General features: G+C 45.7%; 17 protein-coding genes. 10 read left to right on the plus strand and 7 right to left on the minus strand.

Going from position 1 to position 20,967, the window contains the following annotated elements; translation table 11 throughout:
- Positions 1-22: 22 nt before the first annotated feature.
- Together mmsA and mmsB are read left to right on the plus strand one after the other, a co-directional pair.
- Entirely contained in the window at positions 23-1,573 is a 1,551-nt protein-coding gene (mmsA, locus tag NSQ58_RS19450) for a multiple monosaccharide ABC transporter ATP-binding protein (RefSeq protein ID WP_053324804.1), read from the plus strand.
- Positions 1,557-2,720: a multiple monosaccharide ABC transporter permease gene (mmsB, locus tag NSQ58_RS19455; RefSeq protein ID WP_068938496.1), complete on the plus strand. Its 1,164-nt coding sequence runs from the start codon at positions 1,557-1,559 to the stop codon at positions 2,718-2,720. Before mmsA ends, mmsB begins: the two co-directional genes overlap by 17 nt.
- A 119-nt stretch (positions 2,721-2,839) precedes the next feature.
- Here the strand turns inward: mmsB and NSQ58_RS19460 are convergent, their stop codons facing one another.
- Positions 2,840-3,592 (minus strand): MBL fold metallo-hydrolase, encoded by a 753-nt coding sequence (locus NSQ58_RS19460; protein ID WP_341058056.1) that lies wholly within the window; start codon positions 3,590-3,592, stop codon positions 2,840-2,842.
- Between the two features lie 158 nt (positions 3,593-3,750).
- Between NSQ58_RS19460 and NSQ58_RS19465 the strand changes: the two genes are divergently transcribed.
- Positions 3,751-4,176 carry an Lrp/AsnC family transcriptional regulator gene (locus tag NSQ58_RS19465; protein WP_023987353.1) on the plus strand — a complete coding sequence of 142 codons (426 nt, stop codon included), beginning with the start codon at positions 3,751-3,753 and terminating at the stop codon, positions 4,174-4,176.
- A gap of 66 nt (positions 4,177-4,242) precedes the next feature.
- Here NSQ58_RS19465 and NSQ58_RS19470 read toward each other — a convergent pair whose 3' ends face one another.
- Positions 4,243-4,719 carry a GNAT family N-acetyltransferase gene (locus NSQ58_RS19470; protein WP_341058550.1) on the minus strand — a complete coding sequence of 159 codons (477 nt, stop codon included), beginning with the start codon at positions 4,717-4,719 and terminating at the stop codon, positions 4,243-4,245.
- Positions 4,720-4,852: 133 nt separating this feature from the next.
- On the opposite strand from NSQ58_RS19470, the gene NSQ58_RS19475 reads away from it, so the two are divergent.
- Complete coding sequence (locus NSQ58_RS19475; protein ID WP_023987355.1) at positions 4,853-5,767, plus strand: EcsC family protein; 915 nt, start codon at positions 4,853-4,855, stop codon at positions 5,765-5,767.
- 103 nt (positions 5,768-5,870) lie between these two features.
- Here NSQ58_RS19475 and NSQ58_RS19480 read toward each other — a convergent pair whose 3' ends face one another.
- Positions 5,871-7,139, minus strand: coding sequence for an MFS transporter (locus NSQ58_RS19480; RefSeq protein ID WP_023987356.1), 1,269 nt, complete (start codon positions 7,137-7,139; stop codon positions 5,871-5,873).
- A gap of 355 nt (positions 7,140-7,494) precedes the next feature.
- Here NSQ58_RS19480 and NSQ58_RS19485 point away from each other — a divergent pair, with 355 nt between their 5' ends.
- The 6 genes from NSQ58_RS19485 to NSQ58_RS19510 all read left to right on the plus strand — a co-directional run bounded on the left by NSQ58_RS19485 (position 7,495) and on the right by NSQ58_RS19510 (position 17,836).
- Positions 7,495-9,486 carry a copper amine oxidase N-terminal domain-containing protein gene (locus NSQ58_RS19485; protein ID WP_341058057.1) on the plus strand — a complete coding sequence of 664 codons (1,992 nt, stop codon included), beginning with the start codon at positions 7,495-7,497 and terminating at the stop codon, positions 9,484-9,486.
- A 209-nt stretch (positions 9,487-9,695) separates the two neighbouring features.
- The gene (locus tag NSQ58_RS19490) at positions 9,696-11,465 is read left to right on the plus strand and encodes an acid phosphatase (protein WP_341058058.1); all 1,770 of its coding nucleotides are present in this window, start codon (positions 9,696-9,698) and stop codon (positions 11,463-11,465) included.
- A 269-nt stretch (positions 11,466-11,734) separates the two neighbouring features.
- Complete coding sequence (locus tag NSQ58_RS19495) at positions 11,735-13,141, plus strand: sucrose-specific PTS transporter subunit IIBC (protein WP_023987359.1); 1,407 nt, start codon at positions 11,735-11,737, stop codon at positions 13,139-13,141.
- A gap of 18 nt (positions 13,142-13,159) precedes the next feature.
- Positions 13,160-15,415: a beta-glucosidase BglX gene (gene bglX / locus NSQ58_RS19500; RefSeq protein ID WP_341058060.1), complete on the plus strand. Its 2,256-nt coding sequence runs from the start codon at positions 13,160-13,162 to the stop codon at positions 15,413-15,415.
- Complete coding sequence (locus tag NSQ58_RS19505) at positions 15,408-16,787, plus strand: glycoside hydrolase family 32 protein (RefSeq protein ID WP_028543155.1); 1,380 nt, start codon at positions 15,408-15,410, stop codon at positions 16,785-16,787. The genes bglX and NSQ58_RS19505 overlap by 8 nt, the downstream gene beginning before the upstream one ends.
- A gap of 215 nt (positions 16,788-17,002) precedes the next feature.
- Positions 17,003-17,836: a helix-turn-helix domain-containing protein gene (locus tag NSQ58_RS19510; RefSeq protein WP_023987362.1), complete on the plus strand. Its 834-nt coding sequence runs from the start codon at positions 17,003-17,005 to the stop codon at positions 17,834-17,836.
- A 112-nt stretch (positions 17,837-17,948) separates the two neighbouring features.
- On the opposite strand, the gene queF is transcribed toward NSQ58_RS19510, so the two are convergent.
- The 4 genes from queF to queC form a co-directional block, all read right to left on the minus strand.
- Positions 17,949-18,446, minus strand: a complete 498-nt coding sequence (gene queF / locus NSQ58_RS19515; RefSeq protein WP_013309106.1) for a preQ(1) synthase — start codon at positions 18,444-18,446, stop codon at positions 17,949-17,951.
- 428 nt (positions 18,447-18,874) lie between these two features.
- Entirely contained in the window at positions 18,875-19,738 is an 864-nt protein-coding gene (gene queE / locus NSQ58_RS19520) for a 7-carboxy-7-deazaguanine synthase QueE (RefSeq protein WP_341058061.1), read from the minus strand.
- Positions 19,731-20,222, minus strand: coding sequence for a 6-carboxytetrahydropterin synthase QueD (queD, locus tag NSQ58_RS19525; RefSeq protein ID WP_023987364.1), 492 nt, complete (start codon positions 20,220-20,222; stop codon positions 19,731-19,733). The genes queE and queD overlap by 8 nt, the downstream gene beginning before the upstream one ends.
- Entirely contained in the window at positions 20,215-20,898 is a 684-nt protein-coding gene (queC, locus tag NSQ58_RS19530; protein WP_068938506.1) for a 7-cyano-7-deazaguanine synthase QueC, read from the minus strand. The genes queD and queC overlap by 8 nt, the downstream gene beginning before the upstream one ends.
- Positions 20,899-20,967 lie beyond the last annotated feature (69 nt).

Below are 20,967 nucleotides of genomic sequence, written 5' to 3' on the forward strand. Positions count from 1 at the left end.
CCAAGCGAAAGGAGTGTATCCCATGACTGGAATCATTTTGGAAATGAAGGGAATTACCAAAACCTTTCCCGGCGTGAAGGCATTGGAAAATGTAAATCTCAAGGTCAAGGAAGGCGAAATCCATTCCCTGTGCGGTGAGAACGGTGCAGGCAAATCGACGCTGATGAAGGTACTAAGCGGTGTATATCCGCATGGAACCTATGAAGGGGATATTGTTTTCCAGGGCAAAACGTGTGAGTTCAAGGATATCAAGCAGAGCGAGGAATTGGGCATTGTCATTATCCATCAGGAGCTGGCGCTGATCCCGTATCTCTCGATTGCAGAAAATATTTATCTGGGCAACGAACGCGCCAGTGGAGGCGTGATTGATTGGAAAGAGACTTTTGTAGGGACACGCGAGCTACTGTCCAAGGTCGGTTTGAGTGAAAATCCCAATACATTAGTTACGAACATCGGGGTCGGGAAGCAACAACTGGTCGAAATTGCGAAAGCGCTATCAAAAAAGGTGAAGCTGCTTATTCTCGATGAACCGACAGCGGCGTTGAATGAAGATGATAGTGAAAATCTGCTTAATTTGATGCTGGAATTTAAAAAGCAGGGCATTTCCTGCATCCTCATCTCCCACAAGCTGAATGAAGTCGCAAAAGTGTCGGATTCAATTACGATTTTGCGGGACGGGAAGACGATTGAGACACTGGATATGAAAAAGGATGAGGTTACGGAGGATCGGATCATTAGCGGGATGGTTGGACGTGATCTGACCAGCCGCTATCCAGAGCGTCATGCCGAGATTGGCAAAGTCGTTTTGGAAGTGAAGGATTGGACGGTGTATCACGAGCACCATGCAGACCGCAAGGTGCTGGATCAGGTGAATTTGAACATTCGGCGTGGTGAAATTGTCGGTATTGCCGGGCTGATGGGAGCGGGACGGACCGAGCTGGCGATGAGCATTTTTGGCAAGTCGTATGGACGCAACATTTCCGGTCAGCTGATTAAAGACGGCAAGCCGATCCAGAACAACACGGTTACGGACGCGATCAACAACGGTTTTGCCTATGTGACAGAGGATCGCAAGGAGTATGGCCTCATTCTGATGGATGACATCAAGCGTAATATTTCGCTGACTGGCCTGAACAAGCTGACGAAGGGCGCTGTCGTCAATGAGCAGGAGGAAGTCGTCGTTGCAGAGGAAATGAAAAAAAGCATGAACATCAAAGCGCCGAGCATTTTACAGAAAACAGGTAATCTGAGTGGCGGCAATCAGCAGAAGGTGGTGCTGAGCAAATGGATTTTTGCCGGGCCGGATATTCTGATTCTGGATGAGCCGACACGCGGCATTGATGTGGGCGCCAAATATGAAATTTATACGATTATTCATCGACTTGCCGCTGAAGGTAAGGGAGTGCTGGTCATTTCGTCCGAGCTACCAGAGGTACTAGGCTTGTGTGACCGGATTTATGTCATGAATGCTGGGCGGATCACTGGAGAGGTTAGCCGTGAGGACGCGTCGCAGGAAACGTTGATGAAATATATGACCAAGTCAGGAGGCGTGAAGCATGGAAACCATAACTAAACTATTTAAAAATAACATCCGCCAATATGGCATGATGATTGCGCTGGTCGTCATTATGATTTTGTTCGAGGTGCTGACGGGCGGCCTGCTGTTGAAGCCGATTAATATTACCAATCTGATTCTGCAAAACAGCTATATTCTCGTACTGGCTATCGGGATGGTACTGGTCATCATCACTGGACATATTGATTTGTCCGTCGGCTCCATAGCCGCTTTTGTCGGTGCGGTTGCCGCCATAATGATGGTGGATTGGCAGCTTCCAGCATGGATCGCTGTGATTGCATCCTTGCTGGTCGGGGCATTAATCGGCGCATGGCAAGGGTTCTGGGTCGCTTATGTACGGATTCCGGCATTTATCGTTACATTGGCGGGAATGCTGCTCTTTCGCGGATTGACAATGATCGTGCTGGAAGGCCAATCTATCTCTCCATTTCCGGGAGGATTCCAGAAAATCAGTTCAGGCTTCCTGCCGGATTTTTCATCTACCGGGTATAACCTGGTATCCATCATTGTCGGCATTGCACTCACGGTATGGTTTATCGTGAACGAAATTCGCGAACGTCGTTCGCAGCTTAAATATGGATTCGAGGTTCCGTCACAGACATTATTTGTACTCAAGTTGATTGTGGTGGCTGCGGTTATCAATCTGTTCACCTTCATGCTCGCGAGCTATGCGGGGATACCTAACATTCTTGTACTGCTGTTCATACTGATCGTTGTATACTCCTTCGTCATGAACCGCACGATTATGGGCCGTCATGTGTATGCGTTGGGTGGAAATGAAAAGGCAGCGGGTCTGTCCGGTGTCAAAACGAAAAAAGTAACGTTCTGGGTATTCGTCAACATGGGCGTGCTGGCCGCCATTTCCGGTCTGATCTTTGCTGCACGTCTGAACGCGGCTACGCCGAGAGCAGGTACGAACTTTGAGCTGGATGCCATCGCAGCTTGCTTTATCGGCGGTGCTTCGGCATCCGGCGGGATCGGAACCGTTTTTGGAGCCATTATCGGTGGTTTGGTCATGGGCGTACTGAATAACGGCATGTCTCTGATTGGTCTGGGTATTGACTGGCAGCAAGGTATCAAGGGCTTGGTGCTGCTGCTGGCAGTTGCCTTCGATATTTACAACAAAAACAAAAGATCAGCTTAAGCTCAGATTCGATATCGTAAAACAAGACACCTCCAGTCCCACTTGAAATGTGGATGCTGGAGGTGTCTTGTTTGTTTGGCCTGGAATGTAGGAACCGTCATCAGATGCCAGAACACATATTATCCCGAAACCGTTGCTCCATCTGCCGGAATATGGACGCGTCCCTCCAAACCTTCACGGTTGATGTGTTCTGTAAGCTCAGAGCGAGTTAGTAGACAATGGTTGATTGCCTCCATGTGGACAGCCACGATTTGTGTATAAGAGGCATGCTGTGCAACAGCTGTTACATCTTGGGCAGTCATAATAATAGGATCACCTACCGTAAACCGTGCTCCTCCAGCGTTCACAATTGTCCACTCAGGACGGTATTTATCCAGTGTTTCCGCGACTTCACTGCACCAGATCGTATCCCCGGCCAAATAGACGACAGGTTCACCTGGAGCCTGAAACACAAAGCCGGACACGGGTCCCATCTGTTCCCCGATTTCTCCGGTGCCGTGATGCCCGGCTGTACGGATAATCTCAATTTCTCCCACAGAACCAGCCACCCAAATCGGAGTAACCCGTGTAAAACCATCAGCAGTGATTTGTTCTTCATTTCCGGGCTGACAGAAGACGGGAATTTGTTTGTCCAACCAGTGTACTGCTGCCGGGTCCCAATGATCCGGATGTAAATGTGTGACGATCACAACGTCAGGCTGTCCGAGTGCCTGCCATTGCGGCGGCAAGGGAACCAGCGGATTAAGGCGGGCATTTTCCGTATTGGGAACTGGCGGATTTGCGCCAGCATCGCTTAACATCGGATCAATCAGAAATTTTACTCCAGCGTATTCCAGCCATAAGGTTGCGTTACGGATTAGTGTGATTTTCATATATGGAAGCTCCTTTGGTAGTGAATGTTTTTGGACCAAGTGTATTTTCGGTGGTTCTTTGTTTCTGTTACAATCATATCTGACGCAATGAGCTACAGGCTACAGCTTGCTGAAAGGAAAACCAGCATTCTCGTTTCATCATGAAAGGAAAAATAACTATGGAACTATTCGTACCTGATGACACCGATCTGCGCATTCTTCATCATTTAATTGAAGACAGCTCTTTATCGAACAAGGAGATCGGTCAGCTTGTTCATTTGACGGGCCAAGCCGTAGGGGCACGTGTTCGAAAAATGCAGGATGCGGGCATTATCGAGGGCTATACGCTGCGCTGGAACCCTGAAAAAATTGGACAGACGATTCATGCCTTTATTACGGTTTTTTTGAATTCAGGAACAACTCACAGTGCTTTCCAGGCTTTTGCACGGGAGCATCCCTATATTGTCGAAATCCATCGGGTGAGTGGGGAAGGCTGTTATTGGATGCGCTTGCGCATGTCATCACAGGCAGAGTTAAATACCATGCTGGATGAGCTTACGAAGTTTGGTAATTACAAATTGAGTTTTTCCATTGGTGAGATTTAACGATAAAAGCTTTCGGCGTTTGTGCCGAAAGCTTTTTTATGTGGGCGAGGGCTATCGAGGTCAACGTTATAGGCTCATTTTAAAAATATGCTGCAAGCCGTGTTGTCCCATTTTAGTGTTGCCTTCATCGATAAAGCCGCATTTGCGATACAGATTTTGGGCAGGCAGATTACGGGCATTGACGCCCAGTACAATCTCGCGAATATGTGGGAAGTGTCTGGCGATGAACTGTGGTAGTAGAAGCAGCCCTTTTTTAGCGAATCCTTGTCCCTGATCTGCGTAATGAATAGAGAACGCGTGCAGCAGCAGTGCCTCAGAAATATTCGTATAGTCCGCTAATTCATCCCCATCGTATAAAATGAAAAATCCAACGGGTGTTCTAGTAGCCGTAATCACGACAGGATGGCGGTGCGGATCTTCCTTGGCCAGTGTCAACATTTCATCCGGCATTCCAGTAAACTGCTTCTGCTCCTCAGGTAAGTAGAAGGTATGTAAAATGGCATCATGCCCACAATGGTAAGGGACAAGCTCTACATTATTCATCATTACACTCCGATCTGTACGGATTTTTAACTTACTATATCATCTAGTTTGCTAAAAAAAGAAACCTGAACTCGCCTTGCTTACGTATTACCCATACATAAACTAGCATAGTCAAAAGGAGACGTCTACGGTTATGAAGCAGCTTGCAGAATATCGGGAAAGCCAGGACGTATTGCGTCATGAGCTGAAGAATATTGAAAAATGGGAAAAGGAACAGAAGGACATTTTTTTCTGGGAAAAAATCGGCAGATGGCCTTTTATGCTGCTGGATCGGCTGACGCCCAAAATCATTAAAGACAAGCTAGAGCAACTGCTTAATGAGATGGGCAGTTTCATTCAGAACGGCGGCAAATATTTGGTGAAGGAAGAAACGGTTCTGAACAGGCTGAAAAAGACGGCCCATGAACATGTAATTCAGCAAAATGGCACAGATTCCGTGTCGGATACGCAGGACCTGCCTCGTGCCGGGGAAAACGCTGATTCGGAACATAGTGCCGAACCTATGTGGGAGTTGAAGCAGGCGGCTGAGCTCCCGCTAACAATCATGGATCGGACTGCTGACGAGATGACGGCGGGTCGCATTACCTTTGCCACCGCTCAGGGAGCAACAACGGGGATTGGGGGTGTGTTTACGATTGCGGCGGATATTCCTCTTTTGCTCGGCTTGTCACTCAAAGTGCTTCAGGAAATAGCCTTGTGTTATGGCTTTAATCCCCATGATAAGCAGGAACGCATTTTTATTATTAAATGTATGCAATTTGCTTCATCTGATATTGTGGGTAAAAAGGCTGTATTAGAGGAGTTGGCTTTGTTCGATGATCCTTCACGTCAGGCACAGGTTTTTTCCCAGATGCAGGGATGGAGAGAGGTCATTAACACCTATCGTGATCAGTTTGGATGGAAAAAGCTGCTTCAAATGGTCCCGATTGCGGGTATTTTGTTTGGCTCCATTGCGAATCGAAGCGCTATTAGTGACGTAGCTGAAGCAGGGAAAATGTTGTATCGGAAGCGTCGTATTTTGATGCGTTTGGCAGAAGTAGAGAACTGATTGCAACACTTAGGCGTAAAAGGGGATATTTTTTTCGTGAGGAAACACGTGAGTTGGCTATAAAGTTGTGCAGCGGCCAAGATGGCCGCCACACGTTTGCCTGTTACACTTCGGCTCCATTTTCTTCCGCCCAGCGGTTCAGGGTTTTATCTGTAGGAAGCAGGAAGGTTAAGATGCCGAGCAGTGGCAAAAAGCCACACAAGAACATGATGTGGGTGATGCCTACTTTGTCGATCCAGTTGCCGAGCACGAGTGCGCCCACACCGCCAAGGCCAAAAGCGAGGCCCGTAATGAGACCAGACACGGTCCCGATTTTGCCAGGCACGAGCATCTGTGCATATACGACTGTGACCGAAAAGCTAGACAGCATAATAAATCCGATAATCGCCAGCAGGATTGCCGTCCAGAATTGGTTGGCATAAGGCAGCAACAGCGCCAGCGGTGCAGCTAATACCATGGACAGAAAAATCATATTTCGTTTACCAAAACGGTCCGCCAGCGGACCGCCAAAGAAGGTGCCTAGCGCTCCAGCCCCGAGGAACAGGAAAATGTAAAGCTGTGCATCAGCCAATGGCATTTTAAATACTTCCATCAGGTAAAACGAATAGTAGCTTCCGACCGAGGTCGAGTACCACGAACGGACGAATACCAGTAGAATGAGGACAATCATGGCAAACATAACGCGGTTACGCACTTCGGGCTTCATGCGGCGTGCCACCGCTTTTTTGCGTGCAACGCCTTCTGTACGTAGGACGTTACCGTACCAGCGGGCGATGAACGATTGCACCACAATTCCCGCTGCTGCAATACCTGTGAACCAGATCGCACCGAATTGTCCTAACGGGATAAAAATCCAGCTCGTGAGCATCGGCGCCAGCGATTGGCCCGCATTGCCGCCAACTTGAAAAATGGATTGTGCCAATCCCCGGCGTGATCCTGCCGCCATATGGGATACGCGCGAGCCTTCAGGGTGAAAGGCAGCCGAGCCCAGACCCACAAAGATGACTGCGATCAGCACCGCTTTATAATCGGCAGCATAGGCGAGCAGCAGCATGCCGGTCAGCGTAAAGCCCATACCGATGGGAAGAATAGCTGGCGTAGGTCGTTTGTCCGAAAACAAGCCAATCACGGGCTGCATGATTGAAGCTGTAAAATTGATCGCGAATGAAATCCAGCCGATCTGCGTGTAGCTCAGGCTCATAGATTCCTTTAAGATCGGAAAGATCGCTGGAATGACCGATTGAATCGAGTCATTGAACAGATGGACGAAACTGATCGCAATCAGAATCGCAAAAACGGTGCTTTTCGCTTGCGGCCCCGGGAGGGGAAGCGATTGGCCCGTTTCATTTTTTGTAGCAGATTTACTAGTCATGGCAACCTCCGAATATGTATGTATATTTTAAGATATAGGAAGCGATCCGTTTGCAGCAAATGGCTGAAAGTGGGATAAAGCCCCACTTTACTCATTGCTGCTTGCCCATTCTGCTGGATACTCTTTATTACTCGATTTAGTTGGTTTCTAAAATGGTACATCGAAATTCAAACGTTTATCATCCTCAAAACCGATATATATGTGAGTATTTTGCATAAGTCCCAAGAGCGCTTTTCAAATCAGCAATATAGAGATCGAAGTGATCTAGTTCGTCTATATAATGTATTTTTGAGCGTTGGGAATGGAATTATGCAAAATACTGATATGGATATATAGATAGAAAAGGGGAACCACGATGAGAAAAGCAGGGATGATTTTGCTGGCAGTATCCATGGTATGTGGAGCGGTGGTGGGAACTACGTTAAACACTGGAGAAACAGCAGTAGCGGCAAATGTAACGACGAACAACACTTGGAAAAACGCTAAAATTATAGACGTGATCGACCGGAATAACTACATACTGGATGACGGTTCTTTATGGAGAAAGAGTATAGATGGCCCGGTTATTGAGAAATTGAATTTGAAAGGCATTACAGGCAGCAAAAACGAGAGCCAAGGTTATTATGGCTGGACTGTGGACGGGAAGGTAGCCATCTGGGATGATAACTCCGACCCAAAAGTGACGGCTCAATCCTCAGGAGTTAAAGAAATTACAGGTGAGGGTCTGGCTATTAAAACCGATGGGACGATCTCTTGGGGAAGAGAACAGGTTGAGGGAATATCGGATGCTATAGACGGTGATAAGGTAAGTACCTACTTTACGGTTCTTACTCGATCCGGTGATGTATGGTATTCCACAGGGTACGCAGAATCTAAGCCCCGCAAGATAGGTCATGTAGATGGTGCGCTTGATATCAAAATGAGTACGGCGTATGCTGCAGTACTTAAGGAAGATGGCCATGTCACGATGCTGGATATGCTGACCAATGAACCCCCGCGCGAAGTGGGAAATGATATTTCTTCAATTTTATGGAAAAAAGGTACACATGTCTTGATTACTGTACATCATGATGGGACTGTATGGAGCTATGACCGAATGAAGAAATATCCAGCTGTGCAGCTTAGCGGGTTATCTAATGTTGCACGGTTGGTTGATTCGCCTGACGAGCTTTTTGCACAATTAAAGGATGGCTCTTGGGTCGGCTATAAGGATGGGATCACGACTGCGCTGAGCTTGCCTACATTAACGGGTATGTCCTTGTTGACGACCTCCAAAGAGGCTGCCATCGGCGATACGATTCAATTAAATGTACAAGAGACGTATTCGAACGGTTATCGACTAACACGTCATCCCGAAGCTAGTGAGATTGAAGTAGAGAAACCGCAGGTTGCCGAGCTACAGCAGAATGGTTCGGGTACACTCAAAGTAAGGGGCATTGGAAGCACATCCGTAGCTCTGCAGACCGAAGGAATACCATCTTCTTTTACACTAAAGGTATCGTCCGATCAAACCTTGACCGGGGCGGCTATACTGAACGGCAATGTGTATTTACCTGTGCAGTCTGTGTTCAAGACGCTGGGTGGATCTGTTACCGTGGCGAACCAGACCTTTACGATCAAGCTGGGTAAAAACAATATCGTACTCCAAAAAGGGAGTTCCACCGCGATGGTGAATGGTAAACCTGTTGCACTGAAGGGCAAGGTTCAAACGGTTAACGGACAGGTTGTATTCCCGGGAACATTACTGACCGATCTGAAGTTGGGCGGATTCAAATGGAATCGTGACCGCCAGCAAGGAGAATTATCTGTGGGCGCTACCAAGCTGGTCATTGAGACGCCGGAAACGGCAAAAATTATCAGAGCCATTGATCTGGGCAGTCTGTCCAAATTAATTGGCAAAACCTATTGGGTCAATAACTTCTATAGCGCTGGAGAGCGATTTGGCAAGGTAACAGTTAAAGATATCGAAGTCAGCACGGATCCGAACGGTGTTAAATCTTACGAAGTTATTTTCCAGGGGGCCAATGGCGAAACTTATGACACGTATTCCATCATCGGAGCTTCACGCATTCCACAAATGCTGTCTGATTCCGATCAATTTCTGACTTACGATCCGTACAAGAAATACCAATGGTCGCAAGCCATCTGGAACAAGATTAAAAATAATGAGGTAAGCTTAGGCATGAATACGACGCAGGTGCAGTTCGCATGGGGAAACCCAACAGTCAGAGAAAAGGGGGCTGCTTCAAACGGAACTCAAGTCGAAGCCTGGGTATACGGCAACCGTAGTCTTTATTTCAAGGCGGTAGCTTTCGTGAATGGCAAAGTCATAGAAGTATGGCTGTAGGGTAGCTGGTTTTCTATAACGGTTTGAACAAGGTATCTCCAGAGTCGTATATACGGCTCTTGGGATGCCTTTTTTTCATTTAACAAAACTAAGCTCTTTATTTAACAAACTTAAGATATGATTCTTTATATCATACATCTTGTTATTTAGATAATAGCTCCGTAGAGAAAGTACGAAGAGCACAAGAGAAGAGAGGATCTGATTTGAGAATGAAATCGCTAAGGAAACCATTATCAGTTGCATTACTATCTTTACCATTACTTCTAGGTTCCCTGGGTGGAAGTTATGCGAGTGCGGCAACCCTACCAACAACGGTAACTCCAACAGAACCATCGTGGGGATATTTCGTAGATCATTATAAAAATAATAGTTCTGCCAATAAGACGGAAAGCTCTAATCCGACCCTCGGGTTGCTCTCCGAATTTAATAAGCTTTGGACTCCCGGCGCTACTTGGGATACAGGTACCAAGATAAACAGCAGCGTGCTGGACGCTAATATTCAAAAAGTGATTGATATAGCTGCCCGGCGCACTTCCAGTGAGGCCGATGCGGCTTATTTGGATGATCGCAGAAACCAGAGCTACAGTGTGATCGACGGTCTGGGTTCGCTCACTGATGTATATCGAAAGAATGCAGGTGCCACGACAACGATCAACGACATTCCGGCAGATGCCCTGACTAAGAAATACGAAGATGAGGGAACGAATGCAGGGAGTACAAGCTCCAATCTCGGTAACATCGTAAATCTGGTAAATACCTTGCGCGGGGAATACTCTACGACGAACCCGGCTAAGTCTTACTTTAGCTATCCTCGTCCGTTTCGCTGGAGCGATAACTCAGTGGTTGTTCCGAGCCTTATTCCTGCTCTCAAAGCTGATGCTACTAGCGATGGCGGCTTTCCTAGCGGTCATACCAATGCTGCGTATCTCAGTTCTATTGCTATGGCCTATGCCGTGCCGGAGCGTTATCAGGAACTGCTGACACGAGCTTCGGAGCTGGGCAATAACCGTGTTGTTGCCGGTATGCACTCCCCGCTTGATGTTATGGGAGGACGTGTCATGGCAACGGCGATGGCTGCTGCTATCCTGTCTGATCCAGCCAATAGCAGTTTGAAGAAAGCGGCTTATCAGGATGCTCGTAAACAACTGCTGTCTCAAAAAGGCACAGCTCCAGATCGATTCAGCAATTATGCCACAAACAAAAAAAATTATAATCAACGATTAACATACGGATTCAGTCAGGTTAATCCAACTACGACGCCAATGACAGTGCCTAAGGGAGCTGAGGTACTGTTGGAGACACGCTTGCCTTACCTGGATAGCACACAACGTCGTTGGGTTTTGGCTACTACAGGGATTCCTTCCGGCTATCCTGTACTTGATGATGCTGAGGGATGGGGACGATTGAACCTGTTTTCCGCCGCGGATGGCTACGGTGCTTTCACCAATAATGTTGCGGTAAATATGGACGCTTCCAAAGGCGGTTTCAATGCACTGGATCGCTGGCGCAACAATATCTCCGGCGTTGGAAAGCTGACTAAAAAGGGAACAGGTACGTTGAAGCTAATGGGCAACAATACGTATTCCGGCGGTACACAGATCGAACAAGGTACTCTGGAAGGAACTTCGGAAACGGCTTTCGGAAGTGGTGGAATTACGAATAACGGGGGAACTCTTCTTAAAAATGCTTCTGGAAAGCTGATTATTGGCGGAAATTACAGACAATCTGCCAAGGGAACACTTGAGCTTAACCTGCACAGTAAAAATGATGTGCTCAAAATGAAGGGAACAGCCATACTCAACGGAAAATTACGTCTGAATTTTTCTAACAAATATGTACCGGCCAATGGTGCTACGATCTTAACTTATGGTAAACGGAATGGAGCATTTTCTTCGATTGAAACAGTAGGTTTACCAAGCAATTATAAAGTGAAGGTTATCTATACAGCTGACAGTGCTCAGTTGAAAGTCACTAAGTAAAACGTAATTAACTCTCTATACAACAATTGAAGTGCACCTTTAAAATACATGGGGATAAACCAGAAGGTTATTCCAGTATGTATTCTAGGGTGCACTTTATTGTTTCATCATAATTAATCAAAAGTATAAAAAGGTCAAAATTTGACCTTAATGTAGTAAAATAATCCCGCTGTTTGAAAGCGCAGTCATGATATTCTTAAGAAGCATATTTGATCAAATTTTCAAATGATTCAGACTAACTAAGAGGAACAGAGGAAAGGAAGAGACTGATGAGTCTTGAAAAGGAATACGTTAAAATAGCCCAAGATGTCATTAAAGGGCTTGGCGGAGAAGACAATATTATTTCCATGGCACATTGTGCCACACGGCTGAGGCTGATTGTAAAAGATAGAGAAATTATTGATGATGAATTTATTGAGAATATTGATAAGGCCAAAGGCGTTTTCTTTACCTCTGGGCAATATCAAATTATTTTTGGAACCGGTACTGTAAATAAAGTATACGATGCCATGGTTGGTCAAAGCATATCTGCTACATCAAAAGCTGATTTGAAAGAAATGGCCTCCACCCAAGATGATAATCGGTTCAAAAGAATGATCCGAGTTTTCGGGGATGTATTTGTTCCGATTATGCCCGCATTGGTAGCTACAGGATTATTCATGGGAGTTAGAGGCTTAGTAACTCAGCCTGCACTGCTCCAGTTATTTGGACTTACGCCTGATCATATTTCTGCGAATTTCATATTGTTTACACAAATATTGACCGATACGGCTTTTGCATTTTTACCCGTGTTGGTATGTTGGTCGGCCTTCCGGGTGTTTGGTGGATCGCCGCTATTGGGGATTTTGATTGGATTAATGTTAGTGAGTCCTTCGTTGCCTACATCCTGGGATGTCGCCCAAAAAGTTCAGGAACCACTAGTGTTTTTCGGATTCATTAAAATTGCAGGCTATCAGGGCTCGGTTTTGCCTGCTTTCATAATAGGTGTCGTGGGGGCGATGCTGGAGAAGAAGATCAGGAAGTCAGTCCCCGATGCATTGGACTTAATTCTAACACCGTTTCTAACATTATTAATAACACTGGTACTGGGATTGTTCGTAATTGGTCCCATTTTTCACGAGGTGGAAGCTTTAATATTAATGGCTGTTACCGCCATTTTGAAATTACCATACGGCATCGGCGGATTTATTTACGGTGGCATCAATCAGATTATTGTAGTTACCGGACTACACCATGCCTTAAACCTGATTGAAATACAGATGTTAGTGGGCAATGGTTGGAATATGGTGAACCCGATCAGTTCGGCGTCGATTTGCGCACAAGCGGGTGCTGCGCTAGCTGTTGGTCTAAAATCCAAAAATGTAAAAACCAAATCCATTGCTTATCCTTCTACCTTGTCAGCGTTGTTGGGCATTACAGAACCCGCTATCTTTGGGGTGAACATTCGATATGGCAAACCGTTCATGATGGGCTTGATTGGAGGAGCGGTTGGTGGTTTCTTCGCACGTATATTTAATATTCAAGCAACGGGGATGTCGATTACAGCCCTACCTGGAATGTTATTGTACCTGAACAATCAGATATTTCTTTACATTTTAGTTTGTGTAATCGGCTTTGCTGTAGCATTTTCGCTAACGTGGATCTTTGGGTTTAAAGAAAAAACAGATAACAAATAAAATGATGTGGGGAGAATCATGGACAACAACACACTACTTAAGAAATTGGACAGCCTTTCAATAGAAGAGAAAATAGGCCAGCTCATCCAACTGACCGGTGATTTTTTTGAAGGGGATATAGACACTGTTGTGACAGGGCCTTTAAAAAAATTAGGGTTAAACGCCGGCTACAATATATATAACACAGGATCGATATTGAACATCACTAACCCAGAAAAAATTATCCAGTTGCAAACGGATTATTTGGAAAAATCGATTCATAAAATTCCGCTGCTGTTCATGGCAGATATTATCTATGGGTATCGAACTATCTTCCCGATTCCTATTGCACAAGCATGTAGTTGGAATTATGAGGGAATAGAACATGCGGGTTCGATTGCTGCCCAGGAATGTTACGACGAAGGTGTTCACGTGACCTTTTCCCCCATGGTAGATATCGTTAGAGATCCCCGTTGGGGGCGGGTGATGGAATCGCCTGGAGAGGATACTTTGCTAGCGAAGAAATACGCTGAAAGCATGGTTCAGGGGATACAGGGAAGAAACTTGGAAGGGATCATACCAGCCAATAAAATTGCCGCTTGCGTCAAGCATTTTGCCGCTTATGGGGCACCTGTCGCTGGACGTGAGTATAACGCCGTGGATATGTCGGAGCATACGCTGCGAGAATATTATTTGCCAGGGTATCAAGCTGCAATCGAGGCGGGGGCAAAGCTTGTTATGACGGCCTTTAATACCTTGAACGGCGTCCCTGCGACAGGAAACGAGTGGCTTAACCGCGACGTGCTAAGACGAGAAATGAATTTTAATGGTGTGTTGATCTCGGATTACGCCGCTATAGAAGAACTGATCATGCACGGTTATGCTGAAGACGAGGCTTCAGCCGCAAGGATTGCGTTATTGGCTGGTGTTGATGTGGATATGAAGACAGCGATATATGCCAATCAATTGGAGAAAGTAGTATCGGATAACGAGCATATGCTGGAGCTTTTGAATGAAGCTGTATACCGTGTTTTAAAGCTAAAAAATGATTTGGGGCTTTTTGAGGACCCGTTCCGCGGATTACAGGAAACCGTTCAGCGGTCGAGAAACAGTATTCTGTCAGATGAACATAAAAAAGCCGCGCTGTCCTTGGCTGAAGAATCCGTAGTCTTGCTGAAAAATGAAAATCAACTACTGCCATTGTCTAAACATACCAAAGTAGCTTTAATCGGTCCTTACGCAGATGAAAACTCCACCCTGGGCATGTGGGCCATTAAGGGGGATGAGGCGGATACCGTCAATTTGAAAATGGGATTATTAAAGCATGTTGATCCCGACAATCTCTCGGTTTGCAAAGGGGCGCATATGCTCCCCACTAATGCGAGAGAAGCCCTTGGAAAATATGCGGACAAGCTGGCTGCTGAAACAGTGGATGAGGAGGCCCTACTGCGCGAAGCGATCCGGAATGCTAACGAAGCGGATGTCATTGTACTCGCCTTGGGAGAAAGTATTTATCAGAGCGGAGAAGGGGGATCGCGAACGAACCCGACGCTTCCTAAGCCGCAAATGAAACTGCTCCATGAATTAAGTTTACTGGGCAAAAAGATGGTTCTGATCGTTTATAGCGGAAGACCTTTGATTCTTACCGAAGTAGCCGGAAAAGTTGACGCTATTGTCCAAGCCTGGTATCCAGGAACGATGGGCGGAGAAGCACTGGCCAATATACTGTATGGGGAAGTCAATCCATCGGGGAAATTAGCCATGACCTTTCCACGAAGCGTTGGACAAATTCCGATATCCTACAATGAGTTGAATACAGGAAGACCAAATTTAAAGGAAAATGGTTCTTATCGGTTTGCATCCCGATATATTGATGAAGTGAATGAACCCTTGTATCCGTTTGGCTATGGTAAATCCTATACCTCATTTGAATACAGCCTATTAACAGTTAGCCAAAAAGAAATGAAAAAAAATGAGTCAGTTGATATCTGTATTTCTGTCACCAACACTGGAATTTATGATGGAAAGGAAACGATCCAATTATATATTCGCGATAAATTTGCAAGTGTTGCAAGACCAGTGAAAGAATTAAAAGACTTTAAAAAAGTTTTTTTGCAAAGTGGCGAGACCCAAAATGTCGAATTTTCAATTCATGAAGAGATGCTTAAATTTTATGATCGTGAAATGCAATACAAAAGTGAACCCGGCGAATTTGATATTTATATCGGGTCAAGCTCGCAGGAAATTTTGCTGAGTTTTAGTTTTGTTTTTTTACCGGAGGATGAGCATGAATAAAAGCGACGCGTATAACCTGAAATATCATATTACTCCTCCTTACGGTTTGCTCAATGACCCTAATGGACTTGCCTATTTCAATCATCAATATCATGTGTTCTATCAGTGGAATCCAAAAGGAACGGAGCATAAAAATAAATGCTGGGGCCATGTTGTTTCCAGCGATCTGGTGCACTGGCAAAGGAAAAGTGTCGCGCTGGAGCCTTCAGAATGGTATGACAAGGATGGCATTTATTCGGGCGGAGGCATTGTTCATAATGAAAAGCTGTATCTGTTTTATACAGGAAATGTAATCCGAGATGATGGAGTAAAAGAAAGCTATCAATGCGCCGCGATTTCGGAGGATGGCGAGTATTTCCAAAAAATAGGTCCCTTGTTTGAGCACCCCAAAGGTTATACCCGGCATGTTCGAGATCCGAAAGTATGGAGAGACCAACACGGGAACTGGTGGTTGATTGTTGGTGCTCAGAGAGAAGATTTGACTGGAGATACGCTTATCTACAAATCTAAAAATTTGTCCGAATGGGAATGCCAAGGATCATTTGTTGATCACGATCATCAATTTGGATATATGTGGGAATGTCCGGATGTACTTCATTTTGCCGAAAATGATGTTTTTATTTTCTCTCCTCAGGGTTTACTGGAGAAAGGCGAATATTATAAAAATCCTAATCAATCGGGTTATATTGTTGGCAAATTATCGGATACAGGCAAATTTAACGGCAACCTTTCCGATTTTAAAGAGCTTGATCGAGGATTTGATTTTTACGCGCCACAATCATTTAAGGTTAATGACAGAACCATTATGTTCGGATGGATGAGCGCCATGAATGAGGAAGCGGAGAGAGCTGTTCCGACCATTCAGGAGGGCTGGATTCATGCATTGACACTTCCTAGAGAAGTGGTATTGATGAACGGTGTGTTGTACCAGAAACCATTGCCGGAATTACAATTGTTAAGACTGGATGACATGCATTACAAAGGGGAAATTCAAAATAACAGTGAGTGGTTACTGCCTTCTACACAAACGGAGCTCATTGTTCATTTTTCCTTACTCACAGAAAACTTTAAAATGATCATTAGGGATGCTGTGCAATTTGACTATGATTGGGAACAAAATAGTCTGACAGTTTGGAGAACAAACTGGTTGACTGGCGAGAGGGAGTACAGAAAAGCAACATTAAATAATAAGCTTGCAGAAATGCAAATATTCATTGAAAGCTCAAGCTTGGAAATATTTGTTAACGAGGGTGAAGAAGTGTTTTCCCTGCGTTATTTCATAGAAGATGCAGACCAACGCAATGTATTGCTTGAGGCAGGAGACAATGTAGGTGAAGTTAGAATGTATCAGTTGCAGGAATGTGTAGGTTAACATTTTTTTGCTTGCCGAGTTGCAAGTAGGCTAAGGAAGGCTGTTCATTATCCCGTTTACGGGAAGAACTGCCTTCTTTTTTATTTTGGTCCGTTGAATAGATTCTGCTTGTCCGGGCATTTTACTATCGGTATAGTATGAGTATTAGTATAAGAGTTTATTGCTTAATATAGAATACAGATGGATCACTCATGGCTGGCTGATGAGGTGTAGTGATGAAAAAAATATATGAACATATCGAAATAGACAGAAAAAAAATGATTAACCTTTTTATGTTCCAATCCAGAGATACAGAAAGAGTCATTCCTATGCATTTTCACAGCAATATGGAGTTGATCTACTGTACAAGTGGAAGTCTAAAGGTGTGGCATGAAGGAAAAATAACTATTTTGATGGAAAAGGATGCGCTATTCATTAACAGCAATGTCCCGCATTCCACGCAGAGCATTACGGAGAACCAAGTCATTGTGCTGCAATTTCCAGACACTTTCTTTGCCAATGAACAAGTAATCATCCAATTAAACACGCAAGAGAAACAAGTTGAAGATACTATAATCTCTAAATTAAGAGGATTGTTTATGGATATATATGATCTACATATTTCCAAAAGCAAATACGACTACATTTTAGAGCAAAGCCGAATTATTGAACTGAAATATTTGCTTGTCAATCATTTTAGTCAAGCAACAGACATTCCACCGGAAGTATTTAGTGAAAAGCAACGAAAGATAAAGACAATCATGGACTTTATTAAAGAGCATTATACTGAAAATATTAGCCTGGCCAAAACGGCCCGTATCTGCGGTTATTCGGAGGCTTATTTGTCGCGAATGTTTCATGAATATACAGGCCAGACGTTTACCGAATACAAGCAAATTCTTTGTTTGGAGAAGGCGATCGATTTACTGGATTCAACCAATAAGTCACTTACAGAAATTTCTTACGAGGTGGGGTTTCCAAACGAGAAATCTTTCAGAAAAGCTTTTAGAGAAGTTATGGGTAAAACACCGTATGAATATAAAAAATCAAGATTTGATCTGGATGTGTAACGCCACGAGCATGCACAGCATCCTTTCAGTACAACCAAGGGGCTGTCCCTTGTCATTTGATGACTTTAGGACAACCCCTTGATATTTACGCTATGTCAGAAGAGTTATTAGCTTAACGGTTATCGATCTTTTCCGGGTACATATCATGGTTCATCATGCGGTGCTCCGCTATCTGTTCGTACTTCGTTCCTGGCTTGCCGTAGTTGGTGTACGGGTCGATAGAGATGCCGCCGCGTGGCGTGAATTTGCCCCATACTTCAATGTAGCGAGGGTCCATCAGCTTAATTAAGTCATTCATGATGATATTGACGCAGTCTTCATGGAAATCGCCGTGGTTACGGAAGCTGAACAGGTACAGCTTAAGGGACTTGCTTTCTACCATTTTAATATCGGGAATGTAGCTGATATAGATGGTTGCAAAATCAGGCTGTCCTGTAATCGGGCACAGGCTGGTGAACTCCGGGCAATTGAACTTTACAAAATAATCCCGATACGGATGTTTATTATCAAAGCTTTCGAGAATGGCGGGATCATAGGCAAACGTGTATTGTGTGCCTTGATTGCCAAGCAGGGTAACGTCGGTCATTTCTTCGGGTGTTCTTCCGGTCATTGGATGGGGCTCCTTAAGTTTGGTTTGGTTTGGTAAACGAGATAGGGAGTTATGGTGGTGGGGAGGTCGCTCCGCGAATGATTTGATCTTCCGATCGCTGTTGAAATGGGATTCTTTCTGATAAGGTGAAAGATATAGGTTAGAATCCCATTTCAAAGGCTAACGCTAACGCTTCTACAGCTTCAAATCCTCCACTTCGCTACCGACCGCTGTCAACACCATAAAGTCCCTACCCGTTTACCTGTAGGTTGGGGCAGAAGTGAATAGTGCTCGCTCCTTTATAAAAGGAGCGAGCTTGTTGAGAACCCCGTCCTTACGGACGAGGGTTTCTCTTGTTTTGTAACTTGGGTGTCGAGGGTGTACTTCGACTAATTTGGTGTATCTTGTGTATCACATACAGCTCATACGGAATATATTACATATAAGTGTTATACGCCGCGTTTATTGCCCCATACGAGGGTGTGGAGCTGCGGGAGTACTCTTACGTCGTTTAGTCGGGAATCGTCCATGACACGGTCGATAAGCCATTCATAACGATGGAGTAGGGACTCCGCAATCTGTCCGGTGTTCTCCGTGTTCACATCTGGATTACCCGTCTGGAGGAACAGCGGTACGTGTGGATAGCGCTCGTGAACGATGCGGGCATAGGCAAGATCGGTGTCATCAAAGATGACGACCTTCAAGCTACAAGCTCCGGTATAGAGCCGCGCAGATTCGTTAGCGGGTTCCTTCAAGCCTGTTGCGGTTGGGACGTTGGATGTAGCTCGGGACTCACCCGCCATCTTCCGGTTCGACAGACGGGCGACGATATCATCCAGCACGTCCCAGTTGGTCGTCATACCAGAGCTGGGCGGCTTCGGGGATAGGGTTACCTCATCGATATCGTACAGCCATTCCTGCCAACGGGAGCCTTGTGTTTCGACAGCGGTGGCAATGCCTTGACTGCGCAGCAGGGTAATTAGCTCCCCAAGCTGCGGTAGCAGGGCAGGATTGCCTCCAGAAAGGGTCACATGCGAAAACCGTTCGCCACCGATGGCCTTCAGCTCCTGCCAAATGTCAGTGGCACTCAGACGACGGATCTGGTCCTTGGCGCTGCCGTCCCAGGTAAAGGCGGAGTCGCACCACGAGCAATGGTAATCGCAGCCTGCGGTGCGAACAAACATCGTTTTACGACCAATGACCATACCTTCGCCCTGAACGGTAGGACCAAACACCTCTAGTACGGGAATAGGGGCTAGTTTGGTGCCGTGGGAGGCTGTCATGGGTTGGTGAGTCGTCACGGTATTACTCATCGAGCATCCACTCCCGTCGGAACTCGGCGTAGCTGGTAGGTGTCTCGAACAACCGTACAAACTCGGTACGTCCACCTGCGACACGGTTGCAGTATGCATCCGAGGTCAAGGCTGACTCCATTTGTTCAAAGATCCAGACGACCATATTTTCCGCCGTTGTATTCATTGGAGGAAGCGTCTCATTCAAGTAACGATGGTCCAGAAAAGGCTCAAGCCGCTCTTTCCAGATCGTTTTGATGTCACCAAAATCCAGCGTTAGACCCGTTTCGCCCGGTATACCGCTTATGCCAAACACGACGATATAGGTATGTCCGTGCAGATTTTTGCATTTGCCTTCGTAGCAGTGCAAATGATGTGCTGCATCGAATGTAAATTGTTTGCTGACTAGTACACGTTTGCGGTGATAACGCAGCTGAGAGTGCTCAATGTCTGTCCCGAACTGCTGGAGCTTATCGACAATGCGAAAGGTACCTGGCTCACGCATGACCTTCAACTCCTTGGGATGAAGCACCGCGCACCGCGAGATACTGCTCGAGTCCAGCACGGCGAAGTTTGCAAGCAGGGCATTCGCCACAGCCGTCGCCAATGACGCCGTTATAGCACGTTAGTGTACGTGTTCTTACAAATTCAAAAGCTTTCAGCTCATCGGCCATGTGCCAGGTTTCGGCCTTGTTCAACCACATGAGCGGGGTATGAATCACAAAGGGATAGTCCATCGAAAGGTTCAGTGTGACGTTCAGCGATTTGATAAAGGAATCCCGGCAATCGGGATAGCCGCTGAAATCCGTCTCACAAACGCCTGTAATCAAGTGGCGCGCTCCTTTTTGCTTGGCGAGAACTCCCGCGAAGCTCAGGAACAGTAGGTTACGACCGTCTACAAAGGTGCTAGGCAGTTCGCCTTCCTGTTGAGTAATGTCAATGTCGGTGCGTGTGAGGGCATTAGGGGCTAGTTGATTAAGCAGGCTCATATCCAGTACCGTTTGCGGAACACCCAGCTCGCGGGCAATTCCAGCGGCTACTTCGATTTCCTGCTTGTGGCGTTGACCGTAATCGAACGTCACGGTTTCTACTTCAGCAAAATGTTTTTTTGCCCAGAATAAACAGGTTGTGCTGTCTTGGCCGCCGCTGAATACGACGACTGCTTTTTCGTTTGTAAACATAAAAAAAACCTCTCGATCTTCTTGGAATGGTGCAAGACATGGAGTCTTGTCACTTGGAAGAAGGAGAGT

Origin of the sequence: Paenibacillus sp. FSL M7-0134, assembly GCF_038007865.1 — a bacterium.
GTDB lineage: Bacteria > Bacillota > Bacilli > Paenibacillales > Paenibacillaceae > Paenibacillus > Paenibacillus polymyxa_B.